Origin of the sequence: Sphingorhabdus sp. (assembly GCF_035329025.1) — a bacterium.
Lineage (GTDB): Bacteria > Pseudomonadota > Alphaproteobacteria > Sphingomonadales > Sphingomonadaceae > Sphingorhabdus_B.
Genome location: NZ_DAOLHN010000004.1, coordinates 1 through 17,654, shown reverse-complemented (window position 1 = coordinate 17,654; position 17,654 = coordinate 1). Strand labels below are relative to the sequence as shown.

16 protein-coding genes are annotated in these 17,654 nt (G+C 57.5%); 4 read left to right on the top strand and 12 right to left on the bottom strand.

Annotated features, from left to right (window positions below):
• Positions 1-2 precede the first annotated feature (2 nt).
• From PKC81_RS01635 to PKC81_RS01595, 9 genes are all read right to left on the bottom strand, one after another.
• Positions 3-1,130 (bottom strand): ABC transporter ATP-binding protein, encoded by a 1,128-nt coding sequence (locus tag PKC81_RS01635; RefSeq protein WP_324332887.1) that lies wholly within the window; start codon positions 1,128-1,130, stop codon positions 3-5.
• Between the two features lies 1 nt (position 1,131).
• On the bottom strand, positions 1,132-1,974 hold the full coding sequence (locus tag PKC81_RS01630; RefSeq protein WP_324332886.1) for an ABC transporter permease: 843 nt from the start codon (positions 1,972-1,974) through the stop codon (positions 1,132-1,134).
• Entirely contained in the window at positions 1,974-2,810 is an 837-nt protein-coding gene (locus tag PKC81_RS01625; RefSeq protein WP_324332884.1) for an ABC transporter permease, read from the bottom strand. Before PKC81_RS01625 ends, PKC81_RS01630 begins: the two co-directional genes overlap by 1 nt.
• 81 nt (positions 2,811-2,891) lie before the next feature.
• Complete coding sequence (locus PKC81_RS01620) at positions 2,892-4,004, bottom strand: spermidine/putrescine ABC transporter substrate-binding protein (protein ID WP_324332883.1); 1,113 nt, start codon at positions 4,002-4,004, stop codon at positions 2,892-2,894.
• 82 nt (positions 4,005-4,086) lie between these two features.
• Positions 4,087-5,487: a glutamine synthetase family protein gene (locus tag PKC81_RS01615; protein ID WP_324332882.1), complete on the bottom strand. Its 1,401-nt coding sequence runs from the start codon at positions 5,485-5,487 to the stop codon at positions 4,087-4,089.
• Positions 5,488-5,492: 5 nt separating this feature from the next.
• Positions 5,493-6,851 (bottom strand): aspartate aminotransferase family protein, encoded by a 1,359-nt coding sequence (locus PKC81_RS01610; protein WP_324332881.1) that lies wholly within the window; start codon positions 6,849-6,851, stop codon positions 5,493-5,495.
• Complete coding sequence (locus PKC81_RS01605; RefSeq protein WP_324332880.1) at positions 6,848-8,104, bottom strand: FAD-binding oxidoreductase; 1,257 nt, start codon at positions 8,102-8,104, stop codon at positions 6,848-6,850. Before PKC81_RS01605 ends, PKC81_RS01610 begins: the two co-directional genes overlap by 4 nt.
• A 134-nt stretch (positions 8,105-8,238) precedes the next feature.
• Positions 8,239-9,585: a glutamine synthetase family protein gene (locus PKC81_RS01600; protein WP_324332878.1), complete on the bottom strand. Its 1,347-nt coding sequence runs from the start codon at positions 9,583-9,585 to the stop codon at positions 8,239-8,241.
• Between the two features lie 115 nt (positions 9,586-9,700).
• A complete protein-coding gene (locus PKC81_RS01595; RefSeq protein ID WP_324332877.1) occupies positions 9,701-10,411 on the bottom strand; it encodes a TorF family putative porin in 711 nt (236 codons plus the stop codon).
• 260 nt (positions 10,412-10,671) lie between these two features.
• On the opposite strand from PKC81_RS01595, the gene PKC81_RS01590 reads away from it, so the two are divergent.
• Positions 10,672-11,982, top strand: coding sequence for an aspartate aminotransferase family protein (locus PKC81_RS01590; protein ID WP_324332876.1), 1,311 nt, complete (start codon positions 10,672-10,674; stop codon positions 11,980-11,982).
• On the opposite strand, the gene PKC81_RS01585 is transcribed toward PKC81_RS01590, so the two are convergent.
• Positions 11,979-12,878 (bottom strand): hypothetical protein, encoded by a 900-nt coding sequence (locus PKC81_RS01585; protein WP_324332874.1) that lies wholly within the window; start codon positions 12,876-12,878, stop codon positions 11,979-11,981. The genes PKC81_RS01590 and PKC81_RS01585 overlap by 4 nt on opposite strands.
• A 66-nt stretch (positions 12,879-12,944) precedes the next feature.
• A complete protein-coding gene (locus PKC81_RS01580) occupies positions 12,945-13,412 on the bottom strand; it encodes an Lrp/AsnC family transcriptional regulator (protein WP_324332872.1) in 468 nt (155 codons plus the stop codon).
• Positions 13,413-13,544: 132 nt separating this feature from the next.
• On the opposite strand from PKC81_RS01580, the gene ald reads away from it, so the two are divergent.
• Both ald and PKC81_RS01570 read left to right on the top strand, forming a co-directional pair.
• The gene (ald, locus tag PKC81_RS01575; RefSeq protein ID WP_324332870.1) at positions 13,545-14,672 is read left to right on the top strand and encodes an alanine dehydrogenase; all 1,128 of its coding nucleotides are present in this window, start codon (positions 13,545-13,547) and stop codon (positions 14,670-14,672) included.
• A gap of 42 nt (positions 14,673-14,714) precedes the next feature.
• Positions 14,715-16,037: a serine hydrolase gene (locus PKC81_RS01570; RefSeq protein ID WP_324332868.1), complete on the top strand. Its 1,323-nt coding sequence runs from the start codon at positions 14,715-14,717 to the stop codon at positions 16,035-16,037.
• Here PKC81_RS01570 and PKC81_RS01565 read toward each other — a convergent pair.
• A complete protein-coding gene (locus tag PKC81_RS01565; RefSeq protein WP_324332867.1) occupies positions 16,034-16,654 on the bottom strand; it encodes a hypothetical protein in 621 nt (206 codons plus the stop codon). The genes PKC81_RS01570 and PKC81_RS01565 overlap by 4 nt on opposite strands.
• A gap of 327 nt (positions 16,655-16,981) precedes the next feature.
• Between PKC81_RS01565 and PKC81_RS01560 the strand changes: the two genes are divergently transcribed.
• Positions 16,982-17,569 carry a J domain-containing protein gene (locus tag PKC81_RS01560; protein ID WP_324332865.1) on the top strand — a complete coding sequence of 196 codons (588 nt, stop codon included), beginning with the start codon at positions 16,982-16,984 and terminating at the stop codon, positions 17,567-17,569.
• Positions 17,570-17,654: the final 85 nt, after the last annotated feature.

Sequence of the window (17,654 nt, the reverse complement as noted above, 5' to 3'; positions counted from 1 at the left end):
GCTCAGCTCAGCAGCACCACCGGGCTGTCGGCGCGCCAATGCATGCTGACCCGGTCGTCCCAGGTGAAATCTTCCTGATCATGGCGTGACAGGTTGGGGCGCGAGACGCGGATCATCTCTCCGCTATCCAGTTTGATTTCATAGAGGGTGATGTCGCCAAGATAGCTCATGCCCTTGATCACACCGCGTGCGAAATTGTGACCATCGGGCGCGTCCTGCGCCGCGGCGCGCACCGCTTTCCCTTCGCCCGGCACATGCAGATAGATTTTCTCGGGGCGTAGAGCGACCCAGACGTCGGCACCATGCGGGCCGGTAACGCCGTGGTTCAGATACACTTTGCCGATGCCGGGGCAGTCGACTGCCGCCTTGTCAGGCTCGTCCAAAGTCAGCTTGCCCTCGAAAATATTCACCGAACCCACGAAGTCGGCGACGAAGCGGTTAGCGGGGAATTCGTAGAGATCAGACGGCCCGGCTAGCTGCGCGACCTCACCCTTGTTGATCACGGCGATACGACTGGCCATCGAAAGCGCTTCATCCTGATCATGCGTTACCGTGACAAAAGTGATGCCCACCTGGTCCTGCAGGTCAGAAAGCTCAAACTGCATCTGCGCGCGCAATTTCGCATCGAGCGCCGAAAGCGGCTCATCAAGGAGCAGTACCTTGGGCCGCATCACCAGACTACGCGCAAGCGCCACGCGCTGGCGTTGCCCGCCTGACATCTGGTCGGGCATGCGATCCTCAAACCCGCCCAGCTTGACCAGCTCAAGCGCTTCCCGCACCCGATCTTCGCGTTCGCCACGCCCGACACCACGAATCTTCAGACCATAAGCGACATTGTCGGCCACCGACATGTGCGGGAACACCGCGTAGCTCTGGAACACCATGTTCACGGGTCGCTTGTTCGGCGGTACATCGCTGACATCAACGCCGTCGATGATGATCTGGCCCTCGGTCGGCAATTCGAACCCGGCGATCATACGCAGCAACGTCGTCTTGCCACAACCGGACGGCCCGAGCAGGACGAAGAACTCGCCCGCCATGATGTCGAGATTGACGTTATCGACCGCAGTCACCTTGCCAAAGCGTTTGGAGACGTTGCGGATCTGGATGATGGGTTGTGGGTCGGACATATCAATGGGATTCCGCAATGGCTTTCACGCCCTGCAGCTTGAGCGCCACAGCGGTGAGAACGATGGTGAGAATGATGAGGATGGTCGAAGCCGCATTGACCTCTGGCGTGACCGAGAAGCGAACCATCGAATAGACCTTCACCGGGAAGGTGATCGTATCGGGGCCGCTGGTGAAGAAGGTGATGACAAAATCATCTAGGCTGAGCGTGAAGGAGAGCAGCGCGCCCGCAATCAAGCCCGGCTTCATGTGTGGCAGCAAGATGTCGCGAAACGTCTGCCATTCGGAAGCGCCAAGATCCTTTGCCGCCTCTTCTTCTTCCTTGTTGAAGCTTTCCAGCCGCGATCGGACAACCATCGCTACAAAGGGGAAACAGAAGGTGATATGCGCGATCGTGATCGCCGACAGGTTGAGCGGCCACGGCAGGTCGGTCGGCCATTGGATCTTGGCAAAAAAGATCAGGAAGGCAACGCCCAGGCAGATTTCGGGAACAATGATCGGCAGCGACATGGTCCCTTCGACCGCTCCTTTGAACGGAAAGCGGAAGCGCCACAGCATCACGGCCGCCAATGCGCCCAAGACCAGGCTGAATATTGTCGCCAATCCGGCAATAGTCAGCGAATTGACCATCGCCTCTACCAGCGAGTCATTGTTCATCGCCTTTTCGTAATATTTCAGCGTGAAGCCCTTCCATACGACGTTACGCTTGCTGTCGTTGAAGCTGAACACCATCAAGATCAGAAGCGGCGCGTACAGGAAAAACATCGTTGCGCCGACCCAGCCGCGCATCCACGTCTTGCGGGTATATTCTAGCGGCGCGACCGGTGTGCGGTTGAACAAGGCCATTAGTGTGCCTCCCTGCCCTTGTCGCGCCGCATCGATTGCAGTGCGATCAGGATGAACATTGCGTAGATCAGCAGGAAGGATAATGCCGCGCCAAAGGGCCAGTCATTGGCGCGCTTGAACTGGCGTTCGATCACATTGGCGATCATCTGGCTCTCGGTGCCGCCCATCAGGTCGGGCGTCAGATAAGCGCCGAGCGCCGGGATCAGCGTGATCATAACACCCGCCAATATGCCCGGCCCGGCGAGCGGCACGACAATCTTCATCAGCGTGCGCAAATGCCCCGCCCCCAGGTCAAGGCTGGCCTCAATCAGCGATTTGTCGAGCCGGTCGAGCGCTGCATAGAGCGGCAAAACCATGAACGGCAGGTGGACATAGACCAGCCCGAGTATCACGGCGAAATTGTTGTAGAGCAGCTGTACCGGCGTCCATGCCTCCAGCGGCTGCATCCCGACAAGGGTACGCAGCCAGCTTGCACCCTCCCACAACGCCCCAAGCCCCTTATTGGCATAGCCATTGGTGCCCATCAGCATCATCAGCGCATAGGTGCGGATCAACAGGTTGGTCCAGAAGGGCAGCATGATGCCGAGCAGCAACCATGGCCGCCATTTTGCCGAGGCGAAGGTAATCGCCATCGCCACCGGAAAGCCGATAATCAGACAGATGAGTGTGACAAGCGCGGCGACAGCCAGCGATTTCAGGAAGATCGAGAGGTACAACCACTCGGTCGCGCGCTTGTAGTTTTCAAGCGTCCCCGAAATCGCAATATCGGCTGGTCCGGCATTTTCGCCAAAGCTGTACAGCCAGACGATCGCCATCGGTATGAGGAAGAAAAGCAACAGCCAGAAAAGCGGCGCGCCCGCAATTGCTGCGAACGGCCGCTTATGCTGTTTCCAATCCTGTAGCCCCCCTGCCACGGATCAGGCAGCCCGCACGCGGGTGAAGGCCTCCTCATACATCGGCTGCAATTTGGGATTGTACGCGGCATATTCGCACTTGGCGAGTTCGGCGGCCGAGGGGAAGATGACCGGATTGGTTTTATAGTCTTCCGGCATCAATTCCTTGGCCGCATTATTCGGAGTCGGGAACAGGATCGTTTCGGCGATCTTCTTGCCCGCCTCTGCATCGAGCAAATAGTTGATGAAGGCGTGCGCATTTTTGGGACGCGGCGCGCCCTTGGGAATGCAGAGATTGTCCGAATTGAGCTGGCTGCCTTCCTTGGGGATGACAAAGCCGATATCCTCATCCTCGACCATCGCCTGCGCGATATCGCCATTATATTCGAGGACGACGTCTACCTCACCCTTGAGCAATAGGTCCTGGCCATTATCCTCATGGAAGGCCTTGATGTTCGGCTTTTGCTTGATCATCATCGCTTCGATGGTCTTGATATCGGCTTCGGTCAGCGCGTTGACCGACTTGCCGAGATATTTACCATAGAGTCGGAACATGTCGCCCGCTTCGGACAATACGGCAATTCGGCCCTTATATTCGTCGCTGTCGAACAGCACCTTCCAGCTATCGGGCGTGCCCTTCACCTTCGACTTGCGATAGCCGATGCCGAGCGAGAGCCATGTATAGGGCATCGAATATTTGCGTTTCGGATCATAGGGTACATCCTTGAATTCAGGCGCAATATTCTTTTCGAAGTTGGGAATTTGCGCAAAATCGAGCGGCATCAGCAGATCGGCTGCCGCCATGCGCTCGACAAAGTCGTTCGATGGAACGATCACGTCATAGCCCTGATTACCAGCCTTCAGCTTGGCGAACAGTTCATCATTGCTGGCGAACAGCGTCATATTGACGTCAACGCCGCTCGCGCCCTTGAAATCTTCCAACGTGGTTTCGCCGATATAGGTGTCCCAGTTGTAGAAGTTGAGCTTGCCTTCCTCGCCATTGGCGAGCTTCTTCGCTTCCTTCTCCCCGCAGCCTGCAAGCGCTCCGGTAAAGGTCAAGCCGACGGCGGCAACCCCCATGCCCTTGAGCAGCGAACGACGGTTCTGTGCATTGTCGAGAAGTGTCTTGAAATCCATGGCTTTGCTCCACCTGTTTATGCGTTCCCTCGATTCCCGAGACTGACGCAAAACCGGCGATTTTCAAAGCGTTTTTTTGACGTCAGGCATTCCGCAAATACCAGTCATAATCGAGGCGCGGGACTTCGCTGAAATAGCGGTCCTGTTCCACGCGTTTGACGATCGAATACATGTCGACAAACCGCTCGCCCAGATAGTCGCGCATGATGCTGGAGGCATGGAAACGGTCGACTGCGGCGAACCAGTTGCTCGGCGGTTTGTCGTCGCCCGAAGAGTCGCGATCATAACCATTTCCGACGACAGCCGGGCCGGGATCGGTCTGGTTCGCCATGCCGTGATGCATGCCCGCGAGAACCGCAGCAACCGCAAGATAGGGATTTGCATCCGCCCCGCAGGCACGGTGTTCGACGTGGCGGGTCTTGGGTGCGCCTGCCGGAATGCGGAAGGAAACGGTGCGGTTGTTGACGCCCCATGTCGGCGCGACCGGCGCATAGCTGTTTGCCTTGAACCGGCGATAGCTGTTGGCGTTGGGGGCAAACAGAGCGAAGCTGTCCCCCACATTCGCAATCATCCCGCCAATGGCATGGCGCAGCGCATCGGTGCCTTCGGGGTTTTCGCTGGCGAAGATATTGTTGCCATTGGCATCGTTGACCGAAACGTGGATATGCATGCCTGAACCCGCCTGATCGGCGAACGGTTTTGCCATGAATGTGGCTTCGAAGCCATGGCGCTGCGCAGTAGCCTTGACCAGCCGCTTGTACATGATCGCATCGTCGCAGGCGCGGAGCACATCGGGCTTGTAGCAAAGCGTCAGTTCGAACTGCCCCGGCGCAAATTCCGATATCGCGCTTTCGAGCGGCAGGCATTGTGCATCGCAAAAAGCGTAGAGATCATCAAAAAAGGGTCGGAAATCCTCGATTTCGCGCAGGCCATAAACCTCTACATTGCGCGGCCGATCCTTACTGTAGCCCGGACATGCAGGACGAACCATCCCGTCGCGGGTGCGCTTGGGATCGACAAGATAGAATTCCAGTTCAACCGCAACCGCTGGCACAAGTCCTTGCTCGGCATAGCGATCAACAACCCGTCCAAGCACATGGCGCGGATCGAGATCGTGCGGCGTGCCATCCAGTTCGTAAAAATCGACAAGGAACTGCGCCGAATTTTCTCCGGCCCAAGGCGTTTTCACCAGCGTTCCGGGCACCGGTTTCATCGAGCGGTCGGCATCGCCATCTTCCCAGACAAGGCCGGTTTCGACCGTATCCTGACCGGTAATGTCGACAACGGTGATTGATCCAGGGAACATCCGCCCGGTTTCATAAACCGCCAACACCTCATGCTGGCGAAGTCTTTTGCCGCGCGGCACCCCGCCCATATCGGTGTAGATCATATCTACCGCATCGACATGCGGATTGGCGGCGAAGAAAGCTTCGGCTTCGCTCTTCGGCGCGATGACCGCCGAGGATTTGGGATGGCTGCTCAATCTATTTACTCCAGAAATTCGGTAACCGCGTCGTTCAGCACATGGACCAACCGATCAACCTGTCCCTCCTGCGTTGCCGGAGACAGCAACATCATATTGTGGAACGGCGCAAGCAAAATGCCGCGATTGGCGAGATAGAGGTGGATTGCCGCCTCCAATTTGGGATTCATCGCGGCACGCGCCTCGCTGCCATTGGTGGAGGGCTTCTCAGCACAGACAAATTCGACGCGTGCGCCGACATTGACGACGTGCCAGGGCAATTTGTGCGCTGCTATGACGTCCTCGATGCCCTTCACCAGTCGCTGTGCGAGCGCCAGCATGTGGCGGTAAGCCTCATGCGTGATCACCTTCCCGACCATTGCATGCATCGCGGTAATCGCCAGCGCGTTGGCTGACAGCGTGGTGCCGATCCCGCTATGTCCTGAAGGGCGCGACGCGTTCAACTTCGCCATCCGCCCGGCGATTTCCTCACTGAAACCATAAACCGCTGTTGGCACGCCGCCACCGATCGATTTGCCGATCACCATCATGTCCGGCTTGGGTCCATAAGCGTTGCTGTGCCCGCCATAGCCTGATGAAATGGTGTGGGTTTCGTCGAAAACGAGGATCGTACCTGTTTCGGTGCAGAGCCGGCGCAACGTATCCAGATAGCCCGGCGCGTCGCGCACCATACCAACATTGGTCATCACCGGCTCGGCAAGCACGCAGGCGATGTCGCCCTTTTTCAATTCGCGTTCGAGGGCATTTGCGTCATTAAACTCGATAACGGTGGTCGTCGGCAAAATATCGTGCACCTGCCCGATCAGGCTGGTGCGCATTTTGGGTTCCCAACCCGAAGGATGCGCGCGCAGATCGACGAACACATCATCAACCGCCCCATGATAACAGCCGTTAAAAATCAGGATTTTCTTCCGGCCCGATATTCCCCGGCACCAGCGGATGACGGCGCGGTTGGCTTCGCTGGCCGTCGTTGTCACTTGCCAGCGCGGCAGGCCAAACATTGCCGACAGCATCGCGCCGAGTTCGACGCCTTTTTCGGTGGGCAGCATATAGCTCAGCCCCGCCCCCGCCTGCTTGGCCAGTGGTTCGGCGAGCGGCGCTGGCGAATGGCCAAACATGCTTGCTGTATCGCCGAGGCAGAAATCATCGAGCGTGCGGCCATCTACCGTCATCAGCATCGCCCCCTTGGCCCCGGCTGCCACCAGCGGCACCGGGCTCGGCCAATCAAGCATCCAGTGGAAAGGTACACCCTGAAACCAGTTCGCAGCCGCTTGGCAACCTAACTCAAGGGAAATGGGGTTAGCTTTGCGAAAAGCTGCGACCTCACGCGCGGCGATCCGATCTATTACAGCGTCTGAAATCATAACCGGTCCCTTAGCGCGTACCAGAGCAATCCCAAAGTCGCGAGCGGACGGGCGAACAAGCGACCACCCGGAAATGGCCGGCTGGGAAGTTTGGCAAAGACATCGAACCCACCCATCGTTCCCGTGGCAGCCTCAGCCAACAATTCCCCCGCGAGCGTCGTGACCAACGCGCCATGCCCCGAAAAGCCATGCGCGAAAAAGACATTCCCTTTGCGCCCCAGATGCGGAAGCCGGTTCATCGTCACTGCCACTGCACCGCCCCAGGCATAGTCGATGGGTGTTTCGGCAAGCGACGGAAAAACATCGACCATATGCTTGCGGACAAAGGCCGCAATGTCGGCGGGCGGGGTCGGCGCATATTTCTCGCCACCGCCAAAGATCAGGCGCTTGTCGGCGGAAAGGCGGAAATAGTTGAGAACAAAGCGGCTGTCGGCAACGGCGGCGTCGCTTGGCAATAATTGGTCCGCATCGGGCAATGGCGCGGTTGCTATGTTATAGTTCATGATCGGGACAGTGAAGCCGCCCAACTCACGGTCAATATCGCCCATCCAATTGTCCGCTGCCAACAGGATATGCTGTGCCCTTGCACTGCCCTGTTCGGCGATAATCTGATTGCCGTCGATCCGCCTTACCGGCGAATGCTCGAAAATCGTAACGCCTGCTTTCAGGGCTGCCCCTGCCAGCCCCAGCGCATAGTTCAGCGGATGAAAATGCCCGCCACGGGCGTCATAAAGGCCGCCATGATAGCCGCCACCGTTGATGTGCCGGCCCAAATCGCGCGGTTGGACAACCTCAGACTCCCAGCCAAAATTGCGCGCTAGAAAATCGGCTTCGCGCTGCATGTCCGCAAAATGCTCTGGCTTGTAAGCCGCCTCCAAATGGCCGGATTTCAGGTCGCAGGCGATACCGTGCTGCGATATCCGGCCGTTCACCCGTCCCACAGCGCCATAGGCCAAATCGAAAATCGCTTGCGCCCGTTCGCGGCCAAACTCCGCGTCGATTTCGCGCATTGACCAGCGCAGGCCGGGGATTAATTGCCCGCCATTGCGGCCAGAGGCGCCAAATCCGATGGACTGCGCCTCGAACAACGCAACCTTCAGCCCCTTTTCCGCGCAAGCCAAGGCGGCAGAAAGCCCCGTAAATCCGCCACCGATGACAGCAACCTCATAATCGCCCTCGCCGGCAAAGCTGGGCTGCGTGTCCCACGCATTGGCGGACGCTTGATAATAGCTGTTGTTAAGCGGATCGGTCATGCCTCTCTACTCGTCGTCATGCTGAACTTGGTTCAGCATCCATCGTGCAACCGAGACCGAAGGGTAGAGAGGTGAAATGGACCCTGAAACAAGTTCAGGGTGACGGTACTGGGATAGTAACAGAAGCCTCAACCTTACACCCGCAGCAGCAAATGCTCGCGTTCCCAACTGCTCACCACTGACTGGTAGTTGAACAGCTCATAATCCTTCACCGCGTAGAAGATTTCGAAGAAATCCTCGCCCAGCAGGTTGCGGACAGGTTTACATGCCGAGAAGCGATCGAGCGCGGCCTCCAATGTGCGCGGCAGGGTGCGGGCGCGGTTGTAGGCGCTGCCGGTAATCGCTTTTGCGGGCACCATCCGGTCGACCATGCCGATATAGCCGCAGACCAAAGAAGCGGCCATCGCGAGATAGGGGTTGGAGTCTGCCCCCGGCAGCCGATTTTCAACGCGGCGATTATGTTTATCCGAAATGGGCACGCGGAAACCGCATGACCGGTTGTCCTCTCCCCATTGCACATTGATCGGCGCAGCACTGTCGGGCCGCATGCGGCGGAAGCTGTTCACATTGGGGGCCCAAAGCGGCGAGATTTGCGGCATGAACTTGACGAGGCCCGCAATATAGCTGCGGAAAATTGCGCTATCCTTGCCGTTGGCATTTGAAAACAGGTTCTTGCCGGTTTCGGCATCGACCACCGATTGATGGATGTGCATCGCACTGCCCGGCTGCCCTGCCATTGGGTTCGCCATGAAAGTGGCATAGACGCCGTGCTGTTTCGCCACCGCGCGGACGACGCGTTTGAACAGGAATACCTGGTCGGCAAGCTTTAGCGGATCGCCGTGAAGGAAGTTCACCTCCAACTGCGCGGCACCCATTTCATGGATCATCGTGTCGATATCGAGCCCCATCAGCTCGCAATCGTCGTAGATATGATCGATGATATCCTCATATTCGTTCATCGCCTCCAAGCCATATGGCTGGCTCGCGGTCTCTGCCCGTCCGCTGGAACCGGTCGGCGGCACGAGCGGAAAGTCGGGATCGACATTCCGGCTGACGAGGTAGAATTCCACCTCTGGCGCGATGATCGGTTTCCAGCCTTTGGCGGCGTAGAGACCCAGGACTTTCTTCAGGATGGCACGCGGGGCCAATTCCACCTCAGTGCCATCACCATTATAGGCATCGGCAATCACAAATGCGGTGGGCGATTTGAAGCCGGGCGCGATGCAAATCGTGTCCGGATCGGCGATCAAAATCTTGTCGGGGTCTTTGTCCCAGATATCCTCGATATCTTCGGGATAATGCCCGTCGATCGTGCAGATAAAGACGCTGCCGGGAATGCGGAGCGACTTGTCACTGACCGAGGACAGGAATTTCTTGGCGGGCAGAACCTTGCCGCGTTGCACCCCGTTAATATCGGGAACGATACATTCGACTTCGTCGATTTTGTTTTCGGCGATCCAGTTCGCCAGATTGACAGACATTGTTTTTCACCGGTTTAGGGCCGGAAATGGGCCTGCCACATAAGGACATGCCGGGCTTGAACAGTCAAGCCCGGCATGCATTTTCGATGGTACTGGCCTTTCGGCTAGCAAAAAATCAGAAGCCGTAGCTGATCGAGAAGACCGCACCAGCCTTGCCAAGGCCACCAACGAAACGGTTGGTATCAACATAGGATGCACCGAGAGTAAAGCCCTGTACTTCAGCAGTCACGCCCAGCGACCAGTCGATCTTGTCATCGCCGAACGCGCCATCTTCATAGCCAACCGAACCGGTGAATGTCAGCGGAGTGTCTGGAATGCCGATCGAAGCGTTGGTGCCGATATAGACATTGTCGGTGTTGCCCGTGCCGTCCTGACTCGGTGCATAAGCGAGCGTGGCGCCAACCGTTGCCGGACCAACCGTTGTACCAACTTTGCCGATGAGTTCAGCATAGTTGAACGACGAAACACCGGGGTAGATGTAATAGGTCACGCCAAGATCGTAGGTCACGGCATCACCACCGGCAAAACCTGCGTAGAGGTCAAGTTCCAGATCATCGCCAGCATTGTCGGCGATGTTCGAACCCCAGGCACCAACATAAAAGCCCGATTCATGGCTGATGGTGATAGTCGGCTGAACCGCAAAATCCTTGTCCGACAGCGAAACGCCGCGGAAGCGATAATCGGAAACAACCGCGATGCCACCCGAAACGGTGATCGGACCTTCGGCTTCTTCAGCGGCTTCTTCCTGCGCGAATGCAGGGGCTGCGGCCGAGATGCTGCCCAATGCAACGCAAGCCGCGGCCAGCTTGAAAACAGATTTACGCATATTTTGACCTTTCTTCACTTAAAACTCGCTGACAGTCGGCACAAAGGCCCCTGCCCCCAATATGGCTGTTCGTTCCCGCGAGTTCTGCCAGCTTCCACTTGTTATATGGTTAACGATGCTGTCAGTGTGCAGGTGCACAAAAACAGCAAAGCATCGCCGCTTCAAGCAATTTTATGTCTGCAACATTGTCCTTTTTATAAGTTGTGGCATATCGGTCACAGTTAATCGGCACCAAACAGTGTCAAACAAGGACCGAACCGATGCGTGAAAACGACCCTTTGGCGGCATTCTGGATGCCTTTCACCGCCAACCGCGCCTACAAAGCGCACCCGCGCCAACTCGTCGCAGCCAAGGACATGCATTATTGGGACGCCGCCGGAAACCGCATCCTCGACGGCACCTCTGGCCTCTGGTGCAACAACGCAGGCCATTGCCGCGCGCCGATTGTGGAGGCGATTGCGAAAACTGCGGCGACCATGGATTTCGGCCCGACCTTTCAGTTGGGCCATCCGCTTGCCTTCGAACTTGCATCTCGTGTCGCCGCACTGATGCCCGACGGGCTCGACCGTATCTTCTTCACCAATTCGGGCAGCGAGTCAGTCGACACCGCCTTGAAAATCGCACTCGCGGTGCAGCGATCGCGGGGACAAGGCACCCGCACTAGGCTGATTGGGCGCGAACGCGGCTATCATGGCACCGGCTTTGGTGGAATATCCGTGGGCGGCATCGTCAATAACCGTCGCTGGTGGCAGGGGCTACCCGGCGTCGATCATCTGCCGCACACGCATGATCTGGCGCGTAACGCCTTTACAAAGGGATTTCCGGCGCATGGCGCGGAACTGGCGGACGACCTCGAACGATTGGTCGCGTTGCATGGTGCGGAAACCATCGCGGCTGTCATCGTAGAGCCGATGGCAGGCTCCACCGGTGTGCTGGTCCCGCCCGTCGGGTATCTGCAACGGTTGCGCGACATATGCACCAAGCACGGCATCATCCTGATCTTCGACGAAGTGATTACCGCTTATGGACGCGTCGGCGGCGCAACCGCTGCCGGAACATGGGGCGTCACGCCCGACATCATCACCATGGCCAAGGGCCTGACCAACGCTGCTGTGCCGATGGGTGCGGTCGCGGTCAGCCGGACGATCCATGACCATGTGGTAAACAATGCGGCGGACGGCATCGAGCTTTTCCACGGCTACACCTATTCGGGCCACCCCGTAGCCTGCGCGGCGGGGCTGGCGACGCTAGATCTTTACCGCGACGAAGGGCTGTTCAACAAAGCCGATGAACTGGCCACCTATTGGGCCGACGCCGCGCACAGCCTTCGCGGCAAGGCCCATATCATCGACATCCGCACCATCGGACTGGTCGCCGGTATCGAACTCGAACCCCGCCCGGGCGCACCCACGAAGCGCGCCACCGAACTCTTCCATGCCTGTTTCGACAATGGCCTATTGGTGCGTGCAACGGGCGATATTATCGCCCTCAGCCCGCCGCTGATCTTGGAGAAGGCGCATATAGATGAGATGTTCGGGAAGATCGGGGAACTGCTCGAGACGATCGGTTAGCGCCGCCCAAACAGTCTCCTGAAGAATCCCGGCCTCTCTTCCTCAGCCTCGACAAGCACCTTCTGGCGCAGGCTGCTGCCTGAAAATTCCTCGGGGATTTCTTCCATGTTGCGCTTGATGGTCACTGCAAGCTTCGGGATCCGCGCCATTTCAACAATGACCGCCGATTTCGCCATATAGACCGAGCTGATCTCGGGCTTCATATTGTGCATGCCGACCAGAACGGGCACATTTTTGCGAAGGCCAAAGCCTTCGACCAATGCCTTGACCGCCTGATGATAGCGCACGGCGCGCAGCATTGAAGCGAGACGGAACTCGACATAGAGCAAGGGCGCGGTGTCGGCGGCCAGACCGTTCTTCTCATCCAACACGTGCATCTGGTCGCGGAAATAATATTGGCGCTTGTGGTGCAGCAGCGCGGTGTTCAACTGGCTGAGGCCGTTAATCTCCAGATAGGCCTCCATATCCTCACCCTGCCCCCACCAGCTTTCATCCTCTTCAAGGCTGGCTGAGAGAATTTCGTCGCGCGCCATTTCCGAAAAGGCCAGATGCTCGTCGCTGTAAAACATCACTTCGATCATAGGGTGGTGCGTGATGCTCTTGTCTTCAAACACCAGATCGGGCTCGTTCGAGATCATGATATGCACGGCAGTGATCGGCTCACCTTCATATTGCGCGATGGAATCGCCCAACTCTTCCCAACCCGCAATGTCGACGGCTTCTTCGCTCAGATCGCGGCACAATTGGCCGAGCGGCGTATCGAGGCTGGCGAGATCTTCCTCAATTATTGCGGAGGCGGCATCCAGATCGCCCGCATGCACCATCGACTCGATGCGCTGGAAATAGGCATTTTCGACCGTTTCATCGGCCCATGCCTTTTGCAAATGATGTTCCATCGGGCCCCCGCCTCAAGCAAAATCCAAGACGGCAGGGTTAAGGTGGAAAGCTTGTTATATTGTAAATCAGCCTAAAAGCCGAGGCGGGACTGTGCGGTTGACGACTTCCCGCAAGGCAAAAGCAGTCTCTATGCGTGCCACACGGGGCAGTCGCGCAATCTCCTGCCGGTGCACCCGCTCATAATCCTCAATCGATGTCGCGCGGACGGTCAGGTGATAGTCGTTGCGGCCACTCATCAAGTGGCAGCGCAGGATGGAAGGGCTTTCGACAACCGCGCTTTCAAACGCCTCCATCGCTTCCTCGCTCTGGCTATCGAGCGTGATCGTTACCATCACCGTAGCGCCCATCCCCAATTTGCGCAGATTCACATCGGCGCGATAGCCGCGCAATATGCCCGCATCTTCCAATGCCTTTTGCCGTCTGGACGCCGCACTCGGCGAAAGGCCTGCGGCCTCACCAAGCTCCTGCTGCGTAGCTCGACCGTTAGCCACAAGCGCGCTGAGGATTTTGCGATCCAACTTGTCTATATGCATATTTTAAGCGCCTTTTACTCAAAAAAGATGATTTTATGCATCATTCAGGCATATCAGTCCAGAAATTGCGCATTATATCCGCGCCCGACATGTTAAAAGCGGCGCAACACCGCTTTTATGCAGGAGAGATTTATGCGCGTTGGCGTCCCCACCGAAATCAAGGTCCATGAATATCGCGTCGGCCTGACCCCGTCTGCCGTCCGCGAATATGTTGCGCGCGGGCACCAGGTGATGGTGCAATCGGGCGCTGGTGCGGGCATCATGGCGACCGACGAGGCGTACAAAAAAGCCGGTGCCAAAATCGTGAAAACCGCCGAAGAAATCTTTGCCAAGGCCGATATGGTGGTCAAGGTGAAGGAGCCGCAGCCGAGCGAATGGGTGCAGCTACGCGAAGGCCAGATCCTTTTCACCTATCTCCATCTCGCGCCGGATCCCAAGCAGGCCAAAGGTCTGGTCAAATCGAAATGCACGGCCATCGCCTATGAAACCGTGACCGACGCACGCGGCACCCTGCCGCTCCTTGCACCGATGAGCGAAGTCGCTGGGCGCCTTGCGATCGAGGCTGCAGGCGAAGCAATGCGTCGTTCGGAAGGTGGCGCTGGCATTCTCCTCGGCGGCGTTCCGGGCGTTCCGGCTGGCCGCGTTTGCGTGATCGGCGGCGGTGTTGTCGGCACCCATGCCGCGCGCATGGCGGTCGGGCTAGGTGCTGATGTCACCGTCGTCGATCGTTCGATCCCGCGCCTGCGTGAAATTGACGAACTGTTCCACGGTCGTGTGCGCACCCGCTATTCGACCCTGGACACTATCGACCATGAAATCAGCATTGCCGATGCCGTTATCGGCGCGGTCCTGATACCGGGCGCCGCTGCACCCAAGCTGGTCACGCGCAAAATGCTCAAGCACATGAAACCGGGCTCGGTTCTGGTCGACGTAGCGATCGATCAGGGCGGTTGTTTTGAAACCTCAAAGCCCACAACACATGCCGAGCCCACCTATGTCGTCGACGGCATCATCCATTATTGCGTCGCCAATATGCCGGGCGCGGTTCCGCAGACCAGCGCCGCTGCGCTCAACAACGCCACCCTACCTTATGGCTTGGCGCTAGCGGATAAGGGGCTGGAGGCTTTGCACGCGCATAGCGAAATCGGTCGCGGGCTTCTCGCCGGCCTCAATGTCCACAAGGGCAAAGTGACCAGCAAGGCGGTGGCCGAAAGCCTGAACCTGAAGTTTGTCGACCCCGAGGTTGCACTGGCTGAATGATTGCGCCATCCTCCCTCTTGAGGACATAAGAGGGAGGGGAACATGCCCAAAAAGGCGATTATTGCAGCGACGGCACTTGCAGTTGCAGCGTCAGGTGCGCAGGCACAGAGCGAGCACAAACAGCTGGATGCAGCCGAAAGCGATCCGGCCAAGCTGGGCTGGATGCAGGGCACACCTCCGCCTGCGGACAAGCAGATCAAGTTTGATGACGGCAGCTATTTCCGCTTCCCGCAGCTGCGATGGAGCTTTTCGAACTGGCGGCAGTTCTTCCCGACCCTGCCGCTGCATCGCGGTGACACCTCGGCTCATGCTTTTCCGCGCAAAGAGCGCGATGATATTGACGCGCTGGCCTTTACGCCGCTGGGCAGCGACAAGCCGATGAGCTGGAAAGACGCTCTGGATGCAAACTATACCGACGCCGTCATCGTGCTGCACAAAGGCAAGATTGTTTACGAGCGCTATATGGGCGTGACCACACCCGCGTCGCAGCACATCGCTTTTTCTGTCACCAAATCCTATATCGGCACACTGGCCGCCAGCCTCGCTGCAGAGGGCAAGCTCGATCCCGATAAGCTGGTTACCGATTATGTCCCCGAACTGGCGGGCAGTGGCTTCGCGGGGGCAACCGTCCGCCATGTCATGGATATGACGACCGGCATCGCTTTCGACGAGACCTACACCAATGCTGACGCAGACATCATCCGCCATGCCCGTGCCGGTCGTGCCGCGCCGAGACGCGCTGACTATGATGGGCCCGACGGCTTCCTCGCCTTTCTGCCCACCATTGGCAAACAAGGCGAACATGGGGAACGCTTCACCTATCGCACCGCCAATAGCGACGCGCTCGGCTGGATCATTACCCGCGCAACCGGCATTCCGGTCCGCGAGCAGTTGGAACAGCGTTTCTGGTCAAAGCTGGGCATGGAGCAGGATGCCGCACTTGTCGTCGACGCGCAGGGAACGCCCTTTGCAGGCGGCGGGCTGATGCTTTCGCTGCGCGACATGGCGCGCTTTGGCGAAATGATGCGGCTGGGCGGAAAATGGAATGGCCAGCAGGTCGTCCCCGCAACAGCCATTGCCGACATCACCAAGGGAGGCGGCAAGGCGGAGTTCGCTAAAAACGGCGCATACCCGACCCTGCCCGGCTGGTCTTACCGTAACCAATGGTGGGTCCGCCATAACGACCACGGCGCCTATATGGCGCGCGGGATCCACGGCCAGGCGATCTATATCGACCCCAAGGCCGAAATGGTCATCGCCCGTTTCGCCTCGCATCCGGTCGCAGGCAATGTCGCGATCGATCCGACCTCCATCCCGGCCTATGAGGCCTTGGGACGATTGCTGGCTGACGAGAAACGCAACTAGCGGATAACGCCAATCGCATCAGGCGTCGGCATATTGTCGTCGGGGGACGGGATAGGCCCTCCCCCCATCCAGACCGCCAGATTGGGCGACGTCTTTTCAACGACCGACGGGAATTTGATCAGCAGCCATGCGGCATCCGCCATCACGCGCGGACCCGGATAGATCGCCTTGAATTCGGCCATCGTCATTCGACCGGTCTTGAAGCTCCAGCCGCTGCCCGTCCCCGGAACAGACGCCCGGGTGCGGCTATCGTAAACGGTCGAGACCATTTTCTGCATATCCTGCACCATCCACATCGACCCATCAAAAAAGGCACCGGAGCCGGGCGCTTCGCTTTCAAACACGATCAGATCCCATTTGCCAAGTTCGCCTGCGGGGAGCTTCATAGCCTTTTCGAGTTGCACTGCGCCCACTTTGCCAGCTTTGAAATCGCGGACATAAACCGAATTGTAGAATCCAACCGCTGTAGCGATCCCATCAGGCTGCCCATGCACCGCAGCGCTTGTCACGACTGCATCATCAGCTTGTTTCGAAGCCCATTGGACATTTTGCGCCGCTGCATTTTGCGAACCCAGCGCCAACCCCGACGCAAAGGCCAATATCCCAATCAATCGCATACATCCTCCGGTCATTTTTGCGGGTTCAGAAATAGCCAATCGGGAAGACCCATTCGCTACCCGTTTGGGTAGTCAGAAATAGAAACCTAAAGCGGTGTGCTGATGCAGCATGATGCAGCGCAGTTGTCGAATAATATTACTTTGGTAATATCCACGACAACGCAACGGAAGTTGGGCTTTTGCAGAATTCCTGACTGCTCTGTTAAGTGATTATCGTTGTGCGTTGGTCATTTGCCAATTGACTTGAATTGCACACCTTATCGCTTCATGAAGTTATTGATAGGCGACGTTGCCTGTTTTCATATCTGTTCGCTGAGGCAAAATCGAATGAATGAAGAGCAACCCTTCGTCGACTATTACCGGATTTTGCAGGTTAGCCCGAACTGCGACTCCAAGATATTGGAGGCTGCCTATCGCCATCTGGCGAAAATCTATCATCCCGATCATCCGGAAACGGCAGATGTAGCGCGGTTCAAGGAAGTCGTTGAAGCCTACAGGATGCTTCGCAACCCCAAAAATCGGCAGATGTATGACATATTGCACAAGGAAAATGTCGTAGCCGATGAAGCGGAAGCGACCGAAGGCGAAGGACAGCCCATTGACGGCAGCGCGGCGCTGACGGATGCGGAAGCACATGAGAAAATTCTGATGTCGCTTTACCGCAAGCGGCGGGAAAATGGCCAAAATCCCGGCGTTCTTGAATATTATATCAAAGAATTTTTGAACTGCCCTGACGATATTTTTGAATTCCATATCTGGTATCTGAAATCAAAGGGCTTCATCGAACGCACCGAACAGGGAACCCTGGCAATCACGGTTGAAGGCGTCGATCATGTGATTGCAATGTCGCGGACCAACATGGTCCAACAATTGCTGATCGCCAACCAAACCGCCAACGGCAACGACGCCGATTAAAACCAAAACGCATCAAATACTAAGCCTTGCGGCCTCGCATGGGGATAATCGCTGCAGCTGAACAAGATAAGTGGTGGACAGGGCT

Bases quoted from the DNA above. Each gene is read 5' to 3' on its own strand.
- PKC81_RS01565 (WP_324332867.1), bottom strand. From the start codon at position 16,654: ATGCGATTGATTGGGATATTGGCCTTTGCGTCGGGGTTGGCGCTGGGT.
- PKC81_RS01585 (WP_324332874.1), bottom strand. From the start codon at position 12,878: ATGGAACATCATTTGCAAAAGGCATGGGCCGATGAAACGGTCGAAAAT.
- PKC81_RS01605 (WP_324332880.1), bottom strand. From the start codon at position 8,104: ATGACCGATCCGCTTAACAACAGCTATTATCAAGCGTCCGCCAATGCG.
- PKC81_RS01630 (WP_324332886.1), bottom strand. From the start codon at position 1,974: ATGGCCTTGTTCAACCGCACACCGGTCGCGCCGCTAGAATATACCCGC.
- PKC81_RS01620 (WP_324332883.1), bottom strand. From the start codon at position 4,004: ATGGATTTCAAGACACTTCTCGACAATGCACAGAACCGTCGTTCGCTG.
- PKC81_RS01590 (WP_324332876.1), top strand. From the start codon at position 10,672: ATGCGTGAAAACGACCCTTTGGCGGCATTCTGGATGCCTTTCACCGCC.
- PKC81_RS01610 (WP_324332881.1), bottom strand. From the start codon at position 6,851: ATGATTTCAGACGCTGTAATAGATCGGATCGCCGCGCGTGAGGTCGCA.
- PKC81_RS01560 (WP_324332865.1), top strand. From the start codon at position 16,982: ATGAATGAAGAGCAACCCTTCGTCGACTATTACCGGATTTTGCAGGTT.
- PKC81_RS01580 (WP_324332872.1), bottom strand. From the start codon at position 13,412: ATGCATATAGACAAGTTGGATCGCAAAATCCTCAGCGCGCTTGTGGCT.
- PKC81_RS01600 (WP_324332878.1), bottom strand. From the start codon at position 9,585: ATGTCTGTCAATCTGGCGAACTGGATCGCCGAAAACAAAATCGACGAA.
- PKC81_RS01570 (WP_324332868.1), top strand. From the start codon at position 14,715: ATGCCCAAAAAGGCGATTATTGCAGCGACGGCACTTGCAGTTGCAGCG.
- PKC81_RS01635 (WP_324332887.1), bottom strand. From the start codon at position 1,130: ATGTCCGACCCACAACCCATCATCCAGATCCGCAACGTCTCCAAACGC.
- PKC81_RS01595 (WP_324332877.1), bottom strand. From the start codon at position 10,411: ATGCGTAAATCTGTTTTCAAGCTGGCCGCGGCTTGCGTTGCATTGGGC.
- ald (WP_324332870.1), top strand. From the start codon at position 13,545: ATGCGCGTTGGCGTCCCCACCGAAATCAAGGTCCATGAATATCGCGTC.